Here is a 17,428-nt window from a genome sequence, read left to right on the forward strand (position 1 = left end):
GGGGGGGGGGGGGGGGGCCCCCACACACCCCCCCCGAAAAACCACCCCCGCCGGCGTTCGCGGGCGTTTTTCGTAGGTTTCAACCGCTGCAGATCAGTACTTCGGCACGCCGTTGTCCACGTCTTCGGACCAGGCGTTGATGCCGCCGGTGACGTTGAACACCTTGGTGAAGCCCAGCGCACGGAACTGCTCGGCGGCCTGCGCGCTGCGGCCACCGTGGTGGCACATGAAGGCCAGCGCGGTGTCCTTCGGCAGGGCTTCCAGCGCGGCGCGGCCGTTGCCGTCGAAGCTCTTGAACGGCACGCCGACGGCGGCGATGGCGCGTTCGTCGGCCGGGCGCACGTCCACCAGGGTGATGTTGCCGGCACGCACCAGGTCGTCGGCATCGCGAACGCTGATTTCCTGCACCGGCTTGGGTGCGTTCGGGTTGTCGATGGCCAGGCCCTTGCCGCGGATGTCGTCCACCCAGTCGATGGTGATGCCGTTGGCGCGACGGGCGCTGGCCAGGTCGAACTGCACGCGCAGGCCGTTGGACTCGGCGGCGATCGCGCCTTCGTCGTGCGGGGCCAGCTGGAAGTTCGGCTGGAAGCCGGCGTCGATGGTCAGCTGTAGCGCGGCGCCCGGGGCGTCGGCCAGCGCGCCCTTCAGCATTTCCACGGCGGCCGGGGTCACGGTGATGCTCGGCGGGGTGCGGTCCGGCGCGGCCAGGCCCAGCACGCTGCTCAGCTCGCCGCTGGCGGCCATCTGCAGCACGATGTCGCTGCCGCCGACCAGTTCGCCGTCGATGTACAGCTGCGGGATGGTCGGCCAGTCGCCATAGGCCTTGATGCCTTCACGGATTTCCTGGTCGGCCAGCACGTTGACGTGGGCGAACTCGACGCCGAGGTCCTGCAGGGCGCCCACGGCCTTGGCCGAGAACCCGCACTGCGGCATCGACGGCTGGCCCTTCATGAACAGCACGACGCGGTTGTCGTTGAGGATGGATTCGATGCGCGAACGCAGGGCGGGATCGAGGGACATGGACGTCGGGGTTCCGGGAATTCGAATGATCAATTCTACTCCCGGCGGCTTCGCGCGGGATGAGCAGGGCAGGAACATTGCGTCGCATCCCGCCATGGCGCGGTCGGGCCTGCCAGGCCCGGGTGTCGCAGCCGGCCCTGATCCTGGCCCGGGCCGCCCCGCTGGGGGATGTCAGCCGGCGCCGCCGAGCAGGTGCGCGGCCACCGGCAGCGCCCGTTCGCTCCACAGCGCGTACATCCGCGCCGAGGGATGCAGGCCATCCTCGGCGATCATCGCCGGGTCCTCGCCCTGGGCGCGGCTGATGTCGGTGATATCGACGAAGGCCACGTTGTGCTGGGTGCTGATCACCTCGGCGGCCGCGTTGAACTCGTCGGTCTCGATCTCGATCGCGGCCAGGTCACGGCCACTGCCGGCGCCGAACGGGGTCGCGCCCCAATCCGGGAAGGACAGCACCAGCACCCGCTCGGGGCGACCGGCGGCAAAGCCGATCGCGCGCTGCAGCAGGGCTTCGAACTGGGCGCGGTACTCGTCCAGCGGGCGCCCGCGGTACTGGTTGTTGACACCGATCAGCAGGCTGACGAAGTCGAACGGGCCCTGTGGCGAAGCCAGGTCGATACCGGCGTCCAGTTCATCGGTGGTCCAGCCGGTGGTGGCGATGGTCTGCGGATCGGCCAGGTCCACGCCCTGCGCACGCAGCGCGGCGGCCAGCTGGTGCGGCCAACGGCCTTCAACCGCAACTGCTTCGCCGATGGTGTACGAATCGCCCAGCGCCAGATAGGACAGCGCCACCGCTCAGGCCACCGAACGGCGCGGCTTCAGCGGCACGACCTTGGTCGCGTCCTCGGCACGTCGGGCCAGCACGCGGTCAATGCGGGCGAACACATCGCGCATCACCGAGGCTTCCGGCATCAGGGTCACGCGGAAGTGGTGGCGGTAGGGCACGTTGAAGCTGGAACCCGGCACCACCAGCACGCCCTCGTTGTTCATCAGGTCCAGTGCGAAGTTGTGGTCGTCGAAGCCCTTGGCGGCGGCGCCGACCACGGCCGGGAACGCATACAGCGCACCGGCCGGTGCGACCAGCGACAGGTGCTCGCTGGCTTCGCAGGCCTCGATCACCGCGCGCCGGGTCTCATACAGGCGGCCACCGGGCGTGCACAGTTCGGAAATGGTGTCCGGGCCGTTCACGGCGGCCTCGATGGCGTACTGGCCGGGCACGTTGGCGCACAGGCGCAGCGCGCCCAGCAGGTCCAGCGCTGCACGGAAGTCGCCGAGCCGGGCATCGTCGCCGCTGAGGTGGGCCCAGCCCACGCGCCAGCCGCAGGCGCGGTGCACCTTGCTCAGGCCGCTGAAGGTCAGGCACGGATGATCGCCGGCCAGCGGAGCGACCGGCTGGAACACCGCGTCGTCGTAGAGGATCTGGTCGTAGATCTCATCGACCAGCAGCAACAGGTTGTGGCGGCGTGCGATCTCCACCACGCGTTCCAGCAGTTCGCGCGGATAGCTGGCGCCACTGGGATTGTTCGGGTTGATCAGCACGATGGCGCGGGTGCGCGAAGAGACCAGCGTCTCGATCTCGCTCGGGTCCGGCTGGAAGCCGTTCTCCGGCGCGCAGCGGTAGTACACCGGGCGGCCATCGTTGAGGATGGTCGAGGCCGACCACAGAGGGTAGTCGGGCGAGGGCACCAGCACTTCGTCGCCCGGGTTGAGCAGGGCGCGCAGCGAGAGGTCGATCAGTTCGCTGACGCCGTTGCCGAGGAAGACACGGTCCGGGTGCGCATCGGGCGCGCCACGGCGGGCGTAATAGCCAGCGATGGCTTCACGTGCGACCGGCAGTCCCTGCTGGTGGGTGTACGGGTCGGTGCGGCCCATGTCGTCGGCGATCGCGCGCTGCAGGTGCTCGGGCGCACGGAAGCCGAACGCACCGGGGTTGCCGATGTTGAGCTTGATCAGCTTGCGGCCCTGCGCCTCCAGCTCCCGGGCTCGCCGCGCCAGTTCTCCGCGGATTTCGTAGCGCACTTCGGAAAGGCGCTCGCGGATGGCCAGGGGCTTGGGCGAGGGGGTGGACATGGGGGCTGGGCCGTCAAAAGGCATGGGGTTTCCATCCTACCGGAATTGCTGCAATGCATGGCAAGGGCGCGGGCCTGCCGTTGCTGGGCTGGCAGGGCATCGGGCCGGTTAGAATGGCGGCGATGACCCAGACCCCCGATTTCACCGCCCTGCAGACCATCGGCTGGCCCTGGCCAGGCCCGGCGCAGCAGGCCGACTGGCAGGCCGCGATGGCTGCCCATCCGCAGGCCCGCCCGGCGCGGGTGATCGAACAGCACCGCACCCATTACGTGGTGGCCGACGGCCCGGATGCATCGATCAAGGCCGAGTCGCTGCCGGAATGGCAGCGCCCGCGCTTCCCCAGCCATGAGCGGCCGGCGGTGGGCGACTGGGTGCTGCTTGATGGCATCCGCATCGTCGCCCTGCTGCCGCGCCGGACCGCGATCAAGCGCGGTGCGGCCGGTGAGCATTACCACCAGCAGGTGATTGCGGCCAACATCGATACGGTGTTCATCGTCTGCGGCTTGGATGCCGACTTCAATCCGCGCCGCATCGAGCGCTACCTGCTGCTGGTCGGCGGCGGTGGTGCCGAACCGGTGGTGGTGCTGACCAAGGCCGACCAGACCGAATACAGCGAAGATGCACTGGCGGTGCTGGAAGAACTGGAAATGCAGGGCATCGCACTGCATGCGATCAACGGCCTGGATGCCGACAGCGTGGCGGTGCTGCAGCCCTGGCTGGGCCCGGGCCGCACGGTGGTGCTGGTCGGTTCTTCCGGTGCCGGCAAGTCCACGTTGACCAACACCCTGCTCGGCGAGCAGCGGATGAAAACCAATGCCGTGCGCGCCAACGACTCGCGTGGCCGCCACACCACCACCCATCGCGCGCTGATGCCGCTGCCGACCGGCGCCTGCCTGATCGACACCCCCGGCATGCGCGAGTTGAAGCCGACCGGCGAAGAAACGCTGTCCGAGGGCGGCTTCGCCGATATCGAAGCACTGGCCGCACAGTGCCGTTTCAACGACTGCAAGCATCAGCAGGAGCCGGGCTGCGCCGTGCGTGCTGCCATCGACGCAGGCGAGATCGAAGAGAGCCGGCTGCTGAACTACTTCAAGTTGAAGGAAGAGGTGGCTGCCGCAGCGGCCAAGCTGGCGGTGCGCCAGGCCGAGACCGCGCAGGAGCGCGGCGGCAGGAAGGGCAAGGGCCAGCAGTTCCGGCCGGCTGGCAAGCCACGCCGGCGTTAAGCCGGCGGTGTCGGAAACCTGTTCCTGGTGGGTGCCAACCTTGGTTGGCACGAAGGGCTCCGAAGCCAGCCTTTGCCAGCCCTTGGTAGGTGCCAACCTTGGTTGGCACGGATGTGTCCGCAGCCCGCCGTCGGCGCATGCCCACCAACGTTGGCAGCTACCAAAGCAAGGGCAGAGCGCTATAGTCCGCGCATGGAACCGACCGCGACGCTGGACCGTGACGTGGCCCACCATGCAGCGCTCGATGCGCGCCTGGTCGAGGCCGTGGGGGGCATCCGCCTGCTGGGGCTGACCAGCTGGCCGGCAACGGTACAGGCACCGTTCCTGGACAGCGTGGCACGCGGCCAGCCGGTGCTGCCGAAGGTGGACTACCCGCGCCTGGATTTCGGCGAGGAGCGCCGCGCGCTGGCCAGCATCGCGGCTGACTGCGACGACAGCCATCCACTGGGCCACTACGTGCGGCAGTCGGCGCAGAGCTGGGACCTGGCCGCGCAGCTGCTGGAAGGGTTGGGCACCGCCGCCGTCGATACCTGTTCGGTGCAGCTGTTCGGCGCGCCCGAGCAGCCGCTGCCGGGCAATGGCCCGAGCACGCGCGAAGCGGCGCGGCACTTCATCCAGATTGCCGCCGAACTGGACCACGAACTGCTGGCGCCGGAAGAGCAGGTGCCGGTGTCGGCCATTGCCCTGCAACTGCAGCTGCAGAACGACCTCGATGCCTTCTTCGAATCGCGCATCATCCAGGTGCAGCTGGATCCGGAGCTGGTCTCCAAGGCCGCCGCCGGCCCGACCCGCATCCGCCTGCGCACAAGTGCGCGCTTCAGCGCCTACGACCGCGCGCAGCTGTTCCACCATGAAGCACTGGTGCACTCGCTGACCGCGTTGAACGGCCGCGAACAGCCGGTGCTGCCGAGCCTGGCGCTGTCGTCGCCGCGGGTGACCGCGACGCAGGAAGGGTTGGCCACGTTCGCCGAGCAGATCACCGGCAGCATCGACATCGAGCGCCTGAAACGCATCAGCCTGCGCACCGAAGCGATTGCGATGGCACGCGAAGGCGCCGATTTCATCGAGGTGTTCCGCTATTTCTGCGATGCCGGGCAGAACACCGAAGAAAGCTTCGCCTCGGCACAGCGTGTGTTCCGCGGCGTGCCGCCCGGCGGTGGACTGGCCTTCACCAAGGACACGGTGTACCTGCGTGGCCTGGTGTCGGTGCACACCTTCTTCCGTCATATGCTGGCTGAGGATCGCCTGCAGGTCTGCCGCTGGTTGTTCGCCGGCAAGATGAGCCTGACCGATGCGATTGCGTTCGCGCCGCTGTTCGAGAGTGGCGTGTTGAAGCCACCGCGCTGGCTGCCGCACTGGGTGAGCCGGGCGAACGGGCTGGCAGGCATGCTGGCGTTCTCGTTGTTCGCCAACCGGATACGGATGGACCAGCTGGCGCCGGAATGAAATGCGTTGGCGGCCTGTGGCGTCTTGATTGATATCGGAGAGAGCGGGGGGCTTGCGCTGGCCAGGACACGCCGCAAGTACGTCCCTGTAGGCTCGGCCACGGCATCCATGCCGTGGACGGTCCTGGCCAGCGCAAGCCCCCCGCTCGAGACAATTTCCTGCGAGACGGCCAGCAATCCACCAGAGGAATTGCGTTTGAAAAGCTTGAAAAGCAAAGAGACGGGCAATGCCCGGCTCTTTGCTTTTGCTCTTGCTTTTCATTGCCTCCGCGCCGGCGCAGGAAATTGTCGAGCGCGGTGGGACGGGCCGAGGCAGTACCGTGAGGCGCATGGATGCGCCGACCGAGCCTACATGGACGTACTTGCGGCGTGTCCTGCCTCGGCCCGTCCCACCGCGCCCCGCTGCGGTACTGATGCGCCGCAGCGCCCGCTTCTGACTTAGAACTCCGCCGCCACCGTCATGAACACCTGCCGCGGCGCGCTCGCATGGATCGCATAGCGCGTGCCGTTCGGATCGGTCGGTGCAAACGAGCTCAGCTGGCCGGCATAGCGCTTGTTGGTCAGGTTGGTCGCGTTCAACGACACCCGCACGTTGCGCAGGCCCAGGCCCGGGCCAAAATCGTAGCCCGCGCCAGCGTCGAAGGTGGTCACGCCCGGCACCGACTGGTCGTTGGTGTAGGTGTAGTAGCGCTTGCCGGTGTACTTCGCGCGCAGGCTGGCGAAGAAACCATCACGGTTCCAGCTGATTTCACTGGAGGCCATGCGCTGCGGCGTGTCCACGGTGACTTTGCCGGCCACCGGCACGATCGCACCGCCCGAGGTGTAGTCATCCTCGTAGGTGGTCTTGTTCCAGGACAGCGCGTTGTACCACTGCAGGCCGTCGATCGGCTTGAGGATGAAGGTCAGCTCCGCGCCATGGCTCTTCACCGAACCGACGTTGATGAAGCGCGTCACGCACTCCGGACGCGTGCCCACCTCGATGCTCGAGCACGGGTTCAGCGACAGCAGTCGGTTGTCGAACTTCACGTTGTAGGCGGCGATGGACGCCTGATACTTCTCGCCGAAGGTACGGAAGCCGGCTTCCAGGCTCTTGGATTTTTCCGGCTCCAGCCCGGCGCTGGCCGCGAACGATTCCGGCGAGACCTGCAGCGGGCCGCCGCTGCCACCGCCGACGAAGGCGGCGATGTTCTCGGCGTACGAAGCGAACAGCTCATTGTTGGCGTTGAGCTTGAAGCCCAGGCCGACCTGCGGCAGCACCGATTCCTTGGCGGTCAGCGTGCCCGAGGCGATGCTGGTCTCCACGCCCGGGTTGGCGGTGGCGCGCATGCGGGTGTTCGGGCTCTTGATGCCGACGTCCACGGTCAGGCGCTGGTCCAGGAAGCGCATGCGGTCCTGCACGTAGAACTGGCGCGTGCGGATGTCGAAGTCCTGGTTGAACAGCAGGCGGTCCGGGTTCTTCAGGTACAGGTCGTCCAGGAACGGGCCGCTGATGTAGTAGAAGTTGCGCGAGACGTTATGGTCGTTCTGCTCGAACCACAGGCCGGCTTCCAGCTCGTGGATGCCCACCGTCCACGACAGCGCGGCGGTCAGGCCATCGCGGTTGATGGTGTAGTTGGTGCTGCGGATCGAGATCGGCAGCATCTTGTCGGTACCCGGGTAGGACGGCTGGCCCGGCGCCCACCAGTGGCCCTGGCCACGGTTGTCATGATGGTAGGCCAGCAGCTTCAGGCGGCCCTGCTCGCCCAGGCGCAGGTCGGCATCCACCGAGTACAGGTTGTCGTCACGCAGCGCACGGCTCTGATAGTAGGCGTCGTCGATGCTGCGGACATTGCCGCTGAATTTGCACTTCGAAGCATTGAAGGTACCGGGCGCGCAATACGCGGCGGCCACGGCGCGATCCCAGTCCGGCGCGTAGATGTTCCAGTCATAACCCAGGCCGCGGGCCAGCATGTCCTTGGACAGGTAGGCGTAGTTGGCCTGGCTGGCACGCGAGGTCGCCACGAACGCACCGAAGCGGTGGTCGCCGACATTCCACACCGCCTTGGCGTTGAACTGGCGCGTGGTCTGGTTCTGGTGCGGCGCGGCCCACATGTCCTGGTCCTGGTGCACGCCGGACACGTAGGCCGAGAAGCCGTTGATGTCGCCGGTGTCCACACGCAGGTAACCGCGACGCTGGTTGTTGTCACCGACGGTGACGCTGGCGCGGCCGCCGAATTCGGTGGACGGGTCCATCGAGAAATACTGGATGGTGCCACCGAGATTGCTGGTCGAGGCTACGCCCAGCGAACCGATGCCCTGCGACAGTTCGGCGCCGGTCAGGTTCTCGGCGATGATCGCGCGGGCGATGCTCAGGCCGTTGTAGTTGCCGTAGCTGTTGTCGCCCAGCGGGATGCCGTCCAGTGTGTAGCCGAGGCGACTCTTGTCGAAACCGCGCAGGCTGATCGTCTGCGATTCTTCGTTGGCACCGAAGGCATCGTTGGACTGCACCGACACGCCGGGCAGGCGGTCGAGGATCTTCTGGCCGCTGGTACCCGGCGGCAGCACCTGCTTGTCGACCGCGGTGATGCGCTGCACCTGGCGGGTCTCGCCCTGGCCGATCACGGAGACGGTATCCAGCGTCTGCGCGCTCAGCGCGGCATCGGTGCTGGCATTGGCGCCGGTATCGGCCACGGTGGTGGCATGGGCGCTGGCGGCGGAAAGCGCGATCGCCACGGCGATCGTCAGGTGTCGGGTCTGCATGGTGGTCCGTTGCATTGGGGGTGGTCACCGGCATGCATGCGCGGTGCCTGGCCACTATGCGAACGGAACATGAAACCTTCTTTACGAAAAACCAACGAACGGTGCACGCGCGTGATGCGTGTCCAGCACTACCTTCGACAAGCCGGGATCAGAAGCGCTCGCCGGGCCAGCTGAACCTGAGCTGGGTCATGCAGTCACGGTCATGTTCGGAGAATGAGAATCCGATCTGGATTCCGCTCATCACGGTGCCGAACACCGTCGACTCGTCCAGGCTATGTCCTGATGGAACGGATAGAACACTGAAGTTGGGGAAGCGGCGACCCATCTGCTTTCGCGAGATGCAGGCGCCGCCCAGCGAGAGCGTCACGCCTTTGATGATTCGCCCGGAGGCATCGGTATGGATCTGGCCAGAAGGCCCTTTGATCCTCCCGCCGACCACGAATGGCGCCAGATCGATGGTTGCGCTGTCGCCCCGGCCGATTCTTGCTTCCGAACGCGAGTTGGCCGGAGCCAGTGGTGATAGCTGCACGACAAGGTCAGAGCGCGCCAGCTGCGAGGACCAGCGCTCCACGAGCCGCCATGTTGCGTCCGCCTCCTCTGCACTGGCGGCGGGCGTGGCTGCTGTCGCAGAACCGGCAATCAACAGGCTCAGGAGCAGAAGAAGTTCAGGGACGGGCTGCGATCGCTTCATCGTAGATCCTGCCGTAGAAGTCGTTGTAGTTCTCGCCGGTGGTTGAAGTTACGTTGTTGTCGCAGAACAGCTTTCCCACCTGCCGGTCCAGTTCTTCACCGCCAGCATCGGCCCGTGCGATGAGGCTGGGGCCGTTGGACGCCGCCACACCGATGTCGTAGTACCCCAGGCTGGTTACCAGAAGCTCGCTGCGCGCGGTGAGGTTGTTGAGTACCGCTTTCCCCTCCATGGTGCAGAAGTGCTGGATGAACGCACTTCGGGTACTCAAGGCGATGCCGTCGAAGTACAGTGCGTGCCCGACTTCATGGGCAATGGCTGCGATCCGGAAATAATAGCCGGCAATGTCGGAGGAATCGCAGTCGAAGGACTGGATGTAGATCCGGATGGGATCGCGATTGGTATAGGACGCGGGCGCCCAGGAAAAGGTCCACTCCGGATGCCCGGTGATCTGTGCATCGAGAGTGGGGGCACCTGGTATCAGCCAGTCGGGGCAGCCCAGACCCGTGATCACCCGCATCGGCGGGGGCTCCGCCCGGGCCTGTGTCGTCAGCAGCGTAGTGGCGACCACAAGAAGCGCAATCAGCAATGCACGCATGCCAACCTCCTTGATCCGCGATTCCAGCCGTTGGTCCATCAGGCTCAGTGAGCGTTGGCAGGTATAGCATCGGTTCTGCCGATGTATCGGGCAGTGCGTCCAAGAATTGCAGAGGCAAAATGGGGCCGGATCCCCCTCGCACGCGAAGGTTCACCGGCCCCGCGCACTCCGTGGGGGAGGCAGTCCACGCGTTGCGTGGAAGCGGGCTCAACCCATGTACAGGCCGCCATTGACCGGGTAGTCCGCGCCGGTCACGTACGAAGCCTCGTCCGAGGCCAGCCAGGCCACCAGGCCCGCCACTTCCTCGGGGCGGCCAAGGCGACGCACCGGCACCGACGCGGCCAGCCGGTCCAGTACATCCGGTGGGAAGCTGCTGATTGCCTGGCTGGCGATGTAGCCCGGCGACAGCGTATTGACCGTGACGCCGCGCGAGGCGACTTCGGCGGCCAGTGCACGGCTGAAGCCATGCATCGCCGCCTTCGCCGTTGCGTAGTTCACCTGGCCGATCTGGCCCTTGTGCGCACTCACAGAGCCGATGTTGATGATGCGGCCCCAGCCACGCGTGGCCATGCCGTCGACCACCTGCTTGGTCAGGTTGAACAGTGAATTGAGGTTGGAAGCGATCACCGCGTTCCAGTCTTCCACCGTCATCTGCCGGAACAGCAGGTCGCGGCTGCCGCCGGAGTTGTTGACCAGCACGTCCACTTCACCGACGTCGGCGCGCACCTTGGCGAACGCCGCGCTGGTCGAAGCCCAGTCGGTGGCATTGCCTTCAGAGGCGATGAAATCGAAACCCTGTTCGCGCTGCTCGCGCAGCCAGTTGGCCTTGCGCGGCGAGTTTGGTGCGCAGCCGGCGACCACGGTGTGGCCGCTGCGGGCCAGGCTCTGGCAGATGGCAGTGCCGACACTGCCCATGCCGCTGGTGACGTAAGCGATTCGAAGCGTCATTGCAGAAGGCTCCTTGGTAAGGGGTCAGGCGGCGAGCGGGTACAGGCCGAACAGCAGGCTGCCGACCATCAGCAGCATCGAGATGGCAATGGCCCACTTCAGGGTGAACTTCTGGTGGTCGGCGAACTCGACCTTGGCGAGGCCCACCAGCAGGTAGGTGGACGGCACCAACGGGCTGAGCAGGTGCACCGGCTGGCCGGCCAGCGACGCGCGTGCCATTTCCACCGGAGTGATGCCGTAGTTGCCGGCGGCCTCGGACAGGATCGGCAGCACGCCGAAGTAGAACGCGTCGTTGGACATGAAGAAGGTGAACGGCATCGACGCCACTGCGGTGATCACCGCCAGATACGGGCCCCACGATTCCGGAATCACCGCCAGGAAGCTGTGCGACATCGCTTCGACCATGCCAGTGTTGTTGAGGATGCCGGTGAAGATGCCGGCGGCGAAGATCAGCGACACCACCGACAGCACGTTGCCGGCGTGGTTGACCACGCGGCGGCGCTGCTCGGCCAGGTTCGGGTAGTTGATCACCAGGGCGATGGCGAAGCCGACCATGAACAGCACCGGCATCGGCAGCACGCCGATGATCAGTGCGGTCATCAGCGCCACGGTCAGCGCCAGGTTCACCCACAGCAGCTTCGGGCGCTTGATGTCTTCGGCGTCTTCGACGGTCGGCAGCGGGTTGCTGTCGTCGGACACGCTGTTGTCCATCCAGCTGCCGCCCTTGGGCAGGGTCACCACGCCGAGACGACGGCGTTCCTTCAGGCCCAGGTACCAGGCCAGCAGCAGCACGCCGGCACAGGCGATCACCATCGACGGGATCAGCGGCACGAACACATCGGCCGGGTCCACGTGCAGCGCGGTGGCCGCGCGTGCGGTCGGGCCGCCCCACGGGGTCAGGTTCATCACGCCGCCGGCGAGGATGGTCACGCAGGTCATGTTCAGCGCGTTCATGCCGAGGCGCTGGTACAGCGGCAGCATCGCCGAGACGGTGATCATGTAGGTGGTCGAGCCATCACCGTCGAGCGAGATCAGCATCGCCAGCACCGCGGTGCCGAGCACGATCTTCATCGGATCGCCCTTGACGAAGCGCAGGATCACCCGCACCAGCGGATCGAACAGGCCGGCATCGATCATCACGCCGAAGTAGAGGATGGCGAACATCAGCATCACGCCGGTCGGCGCGATCTTCTTGATGCCCTCCAGCATCATTTCGTCGATGTTGGCGCCGAAGCCGCCCAGCAGGGCGAAGATGATCGGGATGGTGATCAGGGCGACGAGCGGCGACAGGCGTTTGCTCATGATCAAGTACATGAACGTAATGACCATGCCAAAGCCGAGGATGCTCAGCATCATCTGCGGACTCCTTGCGAAAACAGGACGTGGGGGAGTGGAAGCGGCCCGGGCGGCGTGCCCGGGATGCCGGGCTTAGAAGTCGTACTGCAGGCGGCCGATGATCGCGCGCGTGCGGTCCACCGTGACCCCGGCCAGGCGGTCGCGGTTGCGGCTTTCGATCACGTTGAGCATGAAGCGCAGGTTGTCGCGCAGGTACCAGTTGCCGCCCAGCGTCCACGCTTCGGTGCTGCCACGGCGCAGGTCGGGTGCACCATCGAGATGCTGCGCGCCCCACATCTGGTCGTAGCGCAGCGCCACTTCGAAGGCACCGGCCTTGTGGCGGATGTCCTTGACCCGCGCGAAGCGGCCGGTCTTGCGGTCGTAGGCGCGGCTTTCGCCGGTGACGAACCAGCTGAGCATGCCGTAGGCGGCCATCACGTCGCCGCGCTGGGCTCCGTCATCGAAGGTGGCACCGCTGAACTCGCCCTGCCACGACAGCGGGCCGCGCACCTGCGCGTATTCCAGCGACCACTTGTTGACGTCGGTATCGCGGCCGGCGGAGAAGTCGACCAGGGTCAGGCGGCTCTCGTCGGACAGATGGCCGGCCGGGCGCGGGCGGATCTTCAGGCCCGGAACGCCGTTGGCGCCCGGGTTGTCATGGGCCTCGCGGGCCAGCGACAGGCCCAGGTGCAGCACGTCACCGTCGCGGGGCGAGGGCGCCCAGGTGACCCGGCCACCGGCAGCGCGGCCCTTCACCTGCCAGGCGTCGATGCTCTCCAGGCTGTAGACGCTGGCCGCCCAGGTGAAATCACCCGGATTGGCCTGCCACGACGCGCCCAGCCGGTACAGCGGTGCCAGCGTGGTGCCGGCGTTGCCGCGCTCCAGGAAGCTGCCGTAGTTGGAACTGGTGCGGTCATCCAGCGAGAAGTACTGCTTGAACTGGCCGACGGTCAGCTTGCCGGCCTTGCCGAAGCTGCGTGCCAGGTATACGTCCTTGGCCTCGACGCGGTCGCCGGAGAAGTCGGCTTCCAGCTTGTAATCGACCAGGAAGAACTTGCCGGACACATCGACCCAGGCGCGGCGGATCTCGGTGTCGTCCTTGTTCGGCGTACCGCGGTTGTCGTTGTCGAAGGTGGCGAAGTCCAGGTGCAGGCGGCCACCGAGGGTGGCGGTGACCGGACGGTCGTCTTCGGCGAAGGCCGGCGCCGACAGGGCAGCCAGAGCCATCATGGCGGCAGGACGCCGCCAGGCAAACGTGAATTCCACAAACCCTCCCAGGTGCGCGCCAGGCGCGCGGCAATCGTGGGCACCGGACGGTGCGCGGCCGCAGTCTGGGTCGCCGTAGCTGTCATCGTCCTGTCAACGGTTTGTGCGCTGCAGCGTAAATGGTCGCCAGGCAGGGCGCGGCAGGCGCACCCTGCGCCATGCGGTAGCATTCGTTTCCCCTCCCACCCGTGTGCCCATGCGCCTGCTGCTGGTCGAAGACAACCCGGATCTGGCCGATGCGATCATCCGTCGCATGCGTCGTAGCGGGCACGCCGTGGACTGGCAGGCCGACGGGCTGGCCGCGGCCAGCGTGCTGCGCTACCAGAGTTTCGACCTGGTGGTGCTGGATATCGGCCTGCCCAAGCTGGATGGCCTGCGCGTGCTGGCCGGCATGCGCGAGCGCGGCGACAGCACGCCGGTGCTGATGCTGACCGCGCGCGACGGCATCGAAGACCGCGTGCAGGCGCTGGATGTGGGGGCCGACGACTATCTTGGCAAGCCGTTCGATTTCCGCGAGTTCGAAGCACGCTGCCGGGTACTGCTGCGGCGCGCGCGGGGCCAGGCCAGTGAAGTGGTGCAGATTGGCGGCTTCCAGTTCGACAACGCCGCGCACCGGGTCAGCCTCGACGGCGAGACGATCGAACTGCCGAACCGCGAATACCGCTTGCTGGAGATCCTGGTCGGTCGCCTTGGCCAGGTGGTCGGCAAGGACGAGATCGGCAATGGGCTGTTCGGTTTCGACGACGAGGCCGGGCCCAATGCCATCGAGTTGTATGTCGGGCGCCTGAGAAAGAAGCTGGCTGGTGCCCCGCTGCGCATCACCACGGTGCGCGGCGTGGGCTATCTGCTGGAAGCCAGTGATGGCAGTGCCGACGCCGATGGTTGACGCGCGCACGGCGAACGCCGCACCGGGGTCGCTGCGGCGCACACTGCTGCTGTACCTAGGCGCGTTGCTGGCGGTGTTCGCGGTGGCCCTGCTGTTCGCCGCGCGCGACTACGGCCAGCGCGCCGCGAACCGGTCCTACGACCACCTGCTGGTGTCTTCGGCACTGTCCATCGCCGATTCGGTGGCGCTGGTCGATGGCCAATGGCAGGTCGATCTGCCGTATGCGGCGCTGGACCTGCTGGCGATGGCGCCGGAAGACCGCGTGTTCTACAGGGTGGCCGACAACCGCGGCAACCTGATCACCGGCTACGGCGACCTGCCGGCGCCGCCGCGCCGGCCCGGCACGCAGCCGCAGCTGTTCGATGCTCCCTACAGCGGCGAGATCGTGCGTTTCGTGGTGGTCGGCCGCAGCTTCGCCGCGGCCTCGGCGCAGGGCGAAGTGCAGGTACAGGTGGGCCAGACCCGGCGCGCGCGCGAAGCGGTCGCACAGGACATGGTCAATCGCGCGCTGCTGGCAATTGGCCTGTTGTCCGGGCTGCTGCTGGCGCTGGTGGCGTTCGGCGTGCATCGGGCGTTCCGGCCGCTGGTGCGGGTGGAGCGCGAGCTGTCGCGCCGCGAGCCCTCCGACCTGAAGCCATTGGACGCACGCGTGCCGCGCGAGATGGACCAGATGGTGGCCGCGTTGAACCGCTTCATGGAGCGCTTGTCCAGCAGCAACGAGACCCTGCGTGCGTTCATGGCCGAGGCCGCGCACCAGATGCGCACGCCGCTGGCGGCGCTGCGTGCGCAGGCACAGCTGGCGCTGGACGACGACGACCCGGAAGACATGCGGCGCAGCCTGCAGGCGATCGAGCGCAATGCCACCCATATGAGCCGCCTGCTCAACCAGCTGCTCAGCGATGCCAGCGTGATCCATCGTTCGCACCTGCAGCGTTTTGCATCGGTGGACCTGGCCGAAACCGTGCACCAGGCCCTGCATGAAGCCCTGCCGCAGGCGGGCCCGGCACCGCGCGTGCAGCTGGCGATGACCGCCGAGCCGGTGCAGGTGCACGGCGACGCACTGCTGCTGCGCGAGGCGATCAAGAACCTGGTCGACAACGCGCTGAAGTACGGCGGCGACGGTTCATTGCAGATTGCGTTGACCGTGGAGGGTGGGCAGGCCGTGCTGACCATTGCCGATCACGGCGCAGGCATCGCGCCCGCCGATGCCGAACGTGTGTTCGAGCGCTTCGCCCGCGGCGAAGGTGCGCCGTCCGGCGGTGCCGGGCTTGGCCTGGCCATCGTCAAGCGGGTGGTCGACAGCCACGGTGGCCGCATCGACCTCAGCAACCGCCCGCAGGGTGGGCTGGTCGCCACCATCCGCCTGCCCCGGAGCAGCTCATGATCCGTCTGTTCGCCACGGCCATCGCCCTGCTGCTGGCCCTGCCGGTGCTGGCCGCGCCGGGCGACGTGCGCCGCTTCCCTGCGCAGGGAACGGCCATCGCGCAGCTGCGCATCCACGGCACCACCGACATCGAAGTGTTCGCGGTGGTCATCGCCGATTACCAGCGCCTGCATCCCGGCACCGAGGTGGTGTACGAGGACATCATCACCCAGGACCTGTACGCGCGTTACCTGCACGACCGTGCCGGGCCATCGTCGCCTGACCTGCTGATTTCCAGCGGCATGGACCTGCAGACCAAGCTGGTCAACGATGGCCATGCACTGCCGCACCGCTCTGCGCAGACCGCGGCGCTGCCGGCGTGGGCACAGTGGCGCAACGAGGCGTTCGGGATCAGCTACGAACCGGTGGTGATGGTCTACAACACGCGCACGCTGCCGGCCGCGAAGGTGCCGCATACGCGCCGCCAGCTGCTGGACCGGCTGCGTGCCGAAGGTGCGCCGCTGCGCGGCAAGGTCGGCACCTATGACATCGAGCGCAGCAGCGTGGGGTACCTGTTGGCCACCCAGGATGCGCAGCGTGGCAGCATTGCCGGCGCATTGCTGGGCGCTCTCGGCGACAACGACGTGGTGCGTGAGGAGCGCACCGGCGTGCTGCTGGACAAGGTGGCCAGCGGCCAGCTCTCGCTGGTCTACAACGTGCTCGGTTCCTACGCTCAGGCGCGCATCGATGCAGGCGCGCCGCTGGCCATCGTCGAGCCCGAGGACTACACGCTGGTGGTGCTGCGTACCGCGGTGATTCCGCGCACCGGCCCGCATCCTGAAGAAGCGCGCCGCTTCCTCGACTACCTGCTGTCGCCGCGTGGCCAGCAGGTGCTCTCGCGCGAGGCGCGGCTGATGCCGATCGTGACCGGCAATGCGCGCAGCGATGACGCGCCGGGCCGCAGCCGGCGTCCGATCCAGCTCGGCCCGGGCCTGCTGGTGTACCTGGATGCACTCAAGCGCCGCCAGTTCCTCGACGCCTGGCGCAGCAGCGTGGAGCCAGCAGGGCGCTGACGCGGCGGCCTGCCCGTACAATGGCGGCATGAGCGAATACACCATCCTGATCGCCGACGACCACCCGCTGCTGCGTTCGGCGGTGGTGCAGTCATTGCGGCAGAGCCTGCCGCTGGCACAGGTACGCGAGGTGGCCAGTGCCGAGGCTTTGGCCGAAGCCCTCGACGCGCACCCGGATGTGGACCTGGTGCTGCTCGACCTGACCATGCCCGGCGCGCACGGTTTCTCCGCGCTGCTGCACGTACGCGGCTCGCATCCGGACATCCCGGTGGTGATCCTCTCGTCCAACGACCATCCGCGTGTGATCCGCCGCGCGCAGCAGTTCGGCGCGGCCGGTTTCATCCCGAAGTCGGCCCCGGCCGAGACCATCGGCGAGGCGGTGCAGGCGGTGCTCGACGGTGGCCTGTGGTTCCCGGCGATGGCCGCCGAGCGCTCGGAGGCCGACGCGCTGCTGGCCAGCCGCCTGGCCCAGCTGACCCCGCAGCAGTTCCGCGTGCTGCTGTGCCTGGCCGATGGCCTGCTCAACAAGCAGATCGCCTACACGCTGGGGCTGGCCGAGAACACGGTGAAGGTGCATGTCACCGCGATTCTGAAAAAACTCGAATGCCACAGCCGCACGCAGGCAGCGGTACTGGTGAAGGCGCTGGAACCGGAAGGCGACGCCGGCGCCGGGCTGTAGTTTCCAGCCAACGGCGCAGCCCCTCGTGGGTGGAGTCTGGTTGGTCGCGGAAAGCCGGATTACTGAGGGCTGGCCGGGTGGGTGGGTAGTGCGGGGAC

Annotated in this window: 15 protein-coding genes; 6 read left to right on the forward strand and 9 right to left on the reverse strand. The window is 67.1% G+C overall.

Annotated features, from left to right (window positions below; genetic code table 11):
• Positions 1 to 93: 93 nt before the first annotated feature.
• From grxD to O0J73_RS15435, 3 genes are all read right to left on the reverse strand, one after another.
• Positions 94 to 1,020 carry a Grx4 family monothiol glutaredoxin gene (grxD, locus tag O0J73_RS15425; RefSeq protein WP_049455915.1) on the reverse strand — a complete coding sequence of 309 codons (927 nt, stop codon included), beginning with the start codon at positions 1,018 to 1,020 and terminating at the stop codon, positions 94 to 96.
• A gap of 171 nt (positions 1,021 to 1,191) precedes the next feature.
• Positions 1,192 to 1,809 carry an SGNH/GDSL hydrolase family protein gene (locus O0J73_RS15430; RefSeq protein ID WP_006468826.1) on the reverse strand — a complete coding sequence of 206 codons (618 nt, stop codon included), beginning with the start codon at positions 1,807 to 1,809 and terminating at the stop codon, positions 1,192 to 1,194.
• A 3-nt stretch (positions 1,810 to 1,812) separates the two neighbouring features.
• Positions 1,813 to 3,087 carry a pyridoxal phosphate-dependent aminotransferase gene (locus tag O0J73_RS15435; RefSeq protein WP_053450757.1) on the reverse strand — a complete coding sequence of 425 codons (1,275 nt, stop codon included), beginning with the start codon at positions 3,085 to 3,087 and terminating at the stop codon, positions 1,813 to 1,815.
• Positions 3,088 to 3,209: 122 nt separating this feature from the next.
• On the opposite strand from O0J73_RS15435, the gene rsgA reads away from it, so the two are divergent.
• Together rsgA and O0J73_RS15445 are read left to right on the forward strand one after the other, a co-directional pair.
• Positions 3,210 to 4,310: a ribosome small subunit-dependent GTPase A gene (gene rsgA, locus O0J73_RS15440; protein ID WP_230078922.1), complete on the forward strand. Its 1,101-nt coding sequence runs from the start codon at positions 3,210 to 3,212 to the stop codon at positions 4,308 to 4,310.
• 192 nt (positions 4,311 to 4,502) lie between these two features.
• Positions 4,503 to 5,756, forward strand: coding sequence for a flavohemoglobin expression-modulating QEGLA motif protein (locus O0J73_RS15445; RefSeq protein ID WP_308309084.1), 1,254 nt, complete (start codon positions 4,503 to 4,505; stop codon positions 5,754 to 5,756).
• A 437-nt stretch (positions 5,757 to 6,193) separates the two neighbouring features.
• Here the strand turns inward: O0J73_RS15445 and O0J73_RS15450 are convergent, their stop codons facing one another.
• The 6 genes from O0J73_RS15450 to O0J73_RS15475 form a co-directional block, all read right to left on the reverse strand.
• On the reverse strand, positions 6,194 to 8,494 hold the full coding sequence (locus O0J73_RS15450; protein WP_308309085.1) for a TonB-dependent receptor: 2,301 nt from the start codon (positions 8,492 to 8,494) through the stop codon (positions 6,194 to 6,196).
• 148 nt (positions 8,495 to 8,642) lie between these two features.
• Complete coding sequence (locus O0J73_RS15455; protein ID WP_308309087.1) at positions 8,643 to 9,185, reverse strand: hypothetical protein; 543 nt, start codon at positions 9,183 to 9,185, stop codon at positions 8,643 to 8,645.
• Complete coding sequence (locus O0J73_RS15460; RefSeq protein ID WP_230078921.1) at positions 9,160 to 9,780, reverse strand: hypothetical protein; 621 nt, start codon at positions 9,778 to 9,780, stop codon at positions 9,160 to 9,162. The genes O0J73_RS15455 and O0J73_RS15460 overlap by 26 nt, the downstream gene beginning before the upstream one ends.
• A gap of 207 nt (positions 9,781 to 9,987) precedes the next feature.
• A complete protein-coding gene (gene phbB, locus O0J73_RS15465; protein WP_308309088.1) occupies positions 9,988 to 10,728 on the reverse strand; it encodes an acetoacetyl-CoA reductase in 741 nt (246 codons plus the stop codon).
• A gap of 24 nt (positions 10,729 to 10,752) precedes the next feature.
• Positions 10,753 to 12,081: a CitMHS family transporter gene (locus O0J73_RS15470; RefSeq protein WP_049456280.1), complete on the reverse strand. Its 1,329-nt coding sequence runs from the start codon at positions 12,079 to 12,081 to the stop codon at positions 10,753 to 10,755.
• 75 nt (positions 12,082 to 12,156) lie between these two features.
• Entirely contained in the window at positions 12,157 to 13,293 is a 1,137-nt protein-coding gene (locus tag O0J73_RS15475; protein ID WP_308309089.1) for a porin, read from the reverse strand.
• A 232-nt stretch (positions 13,294 to 13,525) separates the two neighbouring features.
• Between O0J73_RS15475 and O0J73_RS15480 the strand changes: the two genes are divergently transcribed.
• From O0J73_RS15480 to O0J73_RS15495, 4 genes are read left to right on the forward strand one after another with little or no spacing between them, the layout of a single operon-like run.
• Positions 13,526 to 14,215: a response regulator transcription factor gene (locus O0J73_RS15480; protein WP_308309090.1), complete on the forward strand. Its 690-nt coding sequence runs from the start codon at positions 13,526 to 13,528 to the stop codon at positions 14,213 to 14,215.
• Positions 14,208 to 15,599: a sensor histidine kinase gene (locus O0J73_RS15485; protein WP_308309091.1), complete on the forward strand. Its 1,392-nt coding sequence runs from the start codon at positions 14,208 to 14,210 to the stop codon at positions 15,597 to 15,599. Before O0J73_RS15480 ends, O0J73_RS15485 begins: the two co-directional genes overlap by 8 nt.
• The gene (locus tag O0J73_RS15490) at positions 15,596 to 16,651 is read left to right on the forward strand and encodes an ABC transporter substrate-binding protein (RefSeq protein WP_197564436.1); all 1,056 of its coding nucleotides are present in this window, start codon (positions 15,596 to 15,598) and stop codon (positions 16,649 to 16,651) included. The genes O0J73_RS15485 and O0J73_RS15490 overlap by 4 nt, the downstream gene beginning before the upstream one ends.
• A 28-nt stretch (positions 16,652 to 16,679) precedes the next feature.
• Positions 16,680 to 17,330, forward strand: a complete 651-nt coding sequence (locus O0J73_RS15495) for a response regulator transcription factor (protein ID WP_008268765.1) — start codon at positions 16,680 to 16,682, stop codon at positions 17,328 to 17,330.
• Positions 17,331 to 17,428: the final 98 nt, after the last annotated feature.

The sequence above is a fragment of the Stenotrophomonas sp. Sm6012 genome, assembly GCF_030985895.1.
Taxonomy (GTDB): domain Bacteria; phylum Pseudomonadota; class Gammaproteobacteria; order Xanthomonadales; family Xanthomonadaceae; genus Stenotrophomonas; species Stenotrophomonas forensis.

What these genes read in the sequence shown, in the direction of transcription:
- O0J73_RS15470 (WP_049456280.1), bottom strand. Translation starts at nt 12,081, where the DNA reads ATGCTGAGCATCCTCGGCTTTGGCATGGTCATTACGTTCATGTACTTG.
- O0J73_RS15485 (WP_308309091.1), top strand. Translation starts at nt 14,208, where the DNA reads ATGGTTGACGCGCGCACGGCGAACGCCGCACCGGGGTCGCTGCGGCGC.
- grxD (WP_049455915.1), bottom strand. Translation starts at nt 1,020, where the DNA reads ATGTCCCTCGATCCCGCCCTGCGTTCGCGCATCGAATCCATCCTCAAC.
- O0J73_RS15460 (WP_230078921.1), bottom strand. Translation starts at nt 9,780, where the DNA reads ATGCGTGCATTGCTGATTGCGCTTCTTGTGGTCGCCACTACGCTGCTG.
- rsgA (WP_230078922.1), top strand. Translation starts at nt 3,210, where the DNA reads ATGACCCAGACCCCCGATTTCACCGCCCTGCAGACCATCGGCTGGCCC.
- O0J73_RS15435 (WP_053450757.1), bottom strand. Translation starts at nt 3,087, where the DNA reads ATGTCCACCCCCTCGCCCAAGCCCCTGGCCATCCGCGAGCGCCTTTCC.
- O0J73_RS15480 (WP_308309090.1), top strand. Translation starts at nt 13,526, where the DNA reads ATGCGCCTGCTGCTGGTCGAAGACAACCCGGATCTGGCCGATGCGATC.
- O0J73_RS15445 (WP_308309084.1), top strand. Translation starts at nt 4,503, where the DNA reads ATGGAACCGACCGCGACGCTGGACCGTGACGTGGCCCACCATGCAGCG.
- O0J73_RS15455 (WP_308309087.1), bottom strand. Translation starts at nt 9,185, where the DNA reads ATGAAGCGATCGCAGCCCGTCCCTGAACTTCTTCTGCTCCTGAGCCTG.
- phbB (WP_308309088.1), bottom strand. Translation starts at nt 10,728, where the DNA reads ATGACGCTTCGAATCGCTTACGTCACCAGCGGCATGGGCAGTGTCGGC.
- O0J73_RS15450 (WP_308309085.1), bottom strand. Translation starts at nt 8,494, where the DNA reads ATGCAGACCCGACACCTGACGATCGCCGTGGCGATCGCGCTTTCCGCC.
- O0J73_RS15490 (WP_197564436.1), top strand. Translation starts at nt 15,596, where the DNA reads ATGATCCGTCTGTTCGCCACGGCCATCGCCCTGCTGCTGGCCCTGCCG.
- O0J73_RS15495 (WP_008268765.1), top strand. Translation starts at nt 16,680, where the DNA reads ATGAGCGAATACACCATCCTGATCGCCGACGACCACCCGCTGCTGCGT.
- O0J73_RS15475 (WP_308309089.1), bottom strand. Translation starts at nt 13,293, where the DNA reads ATGATGGCTCTGGCTGCCCTGTCGGCGCCGGCCTTCGCCGAAGACGAC.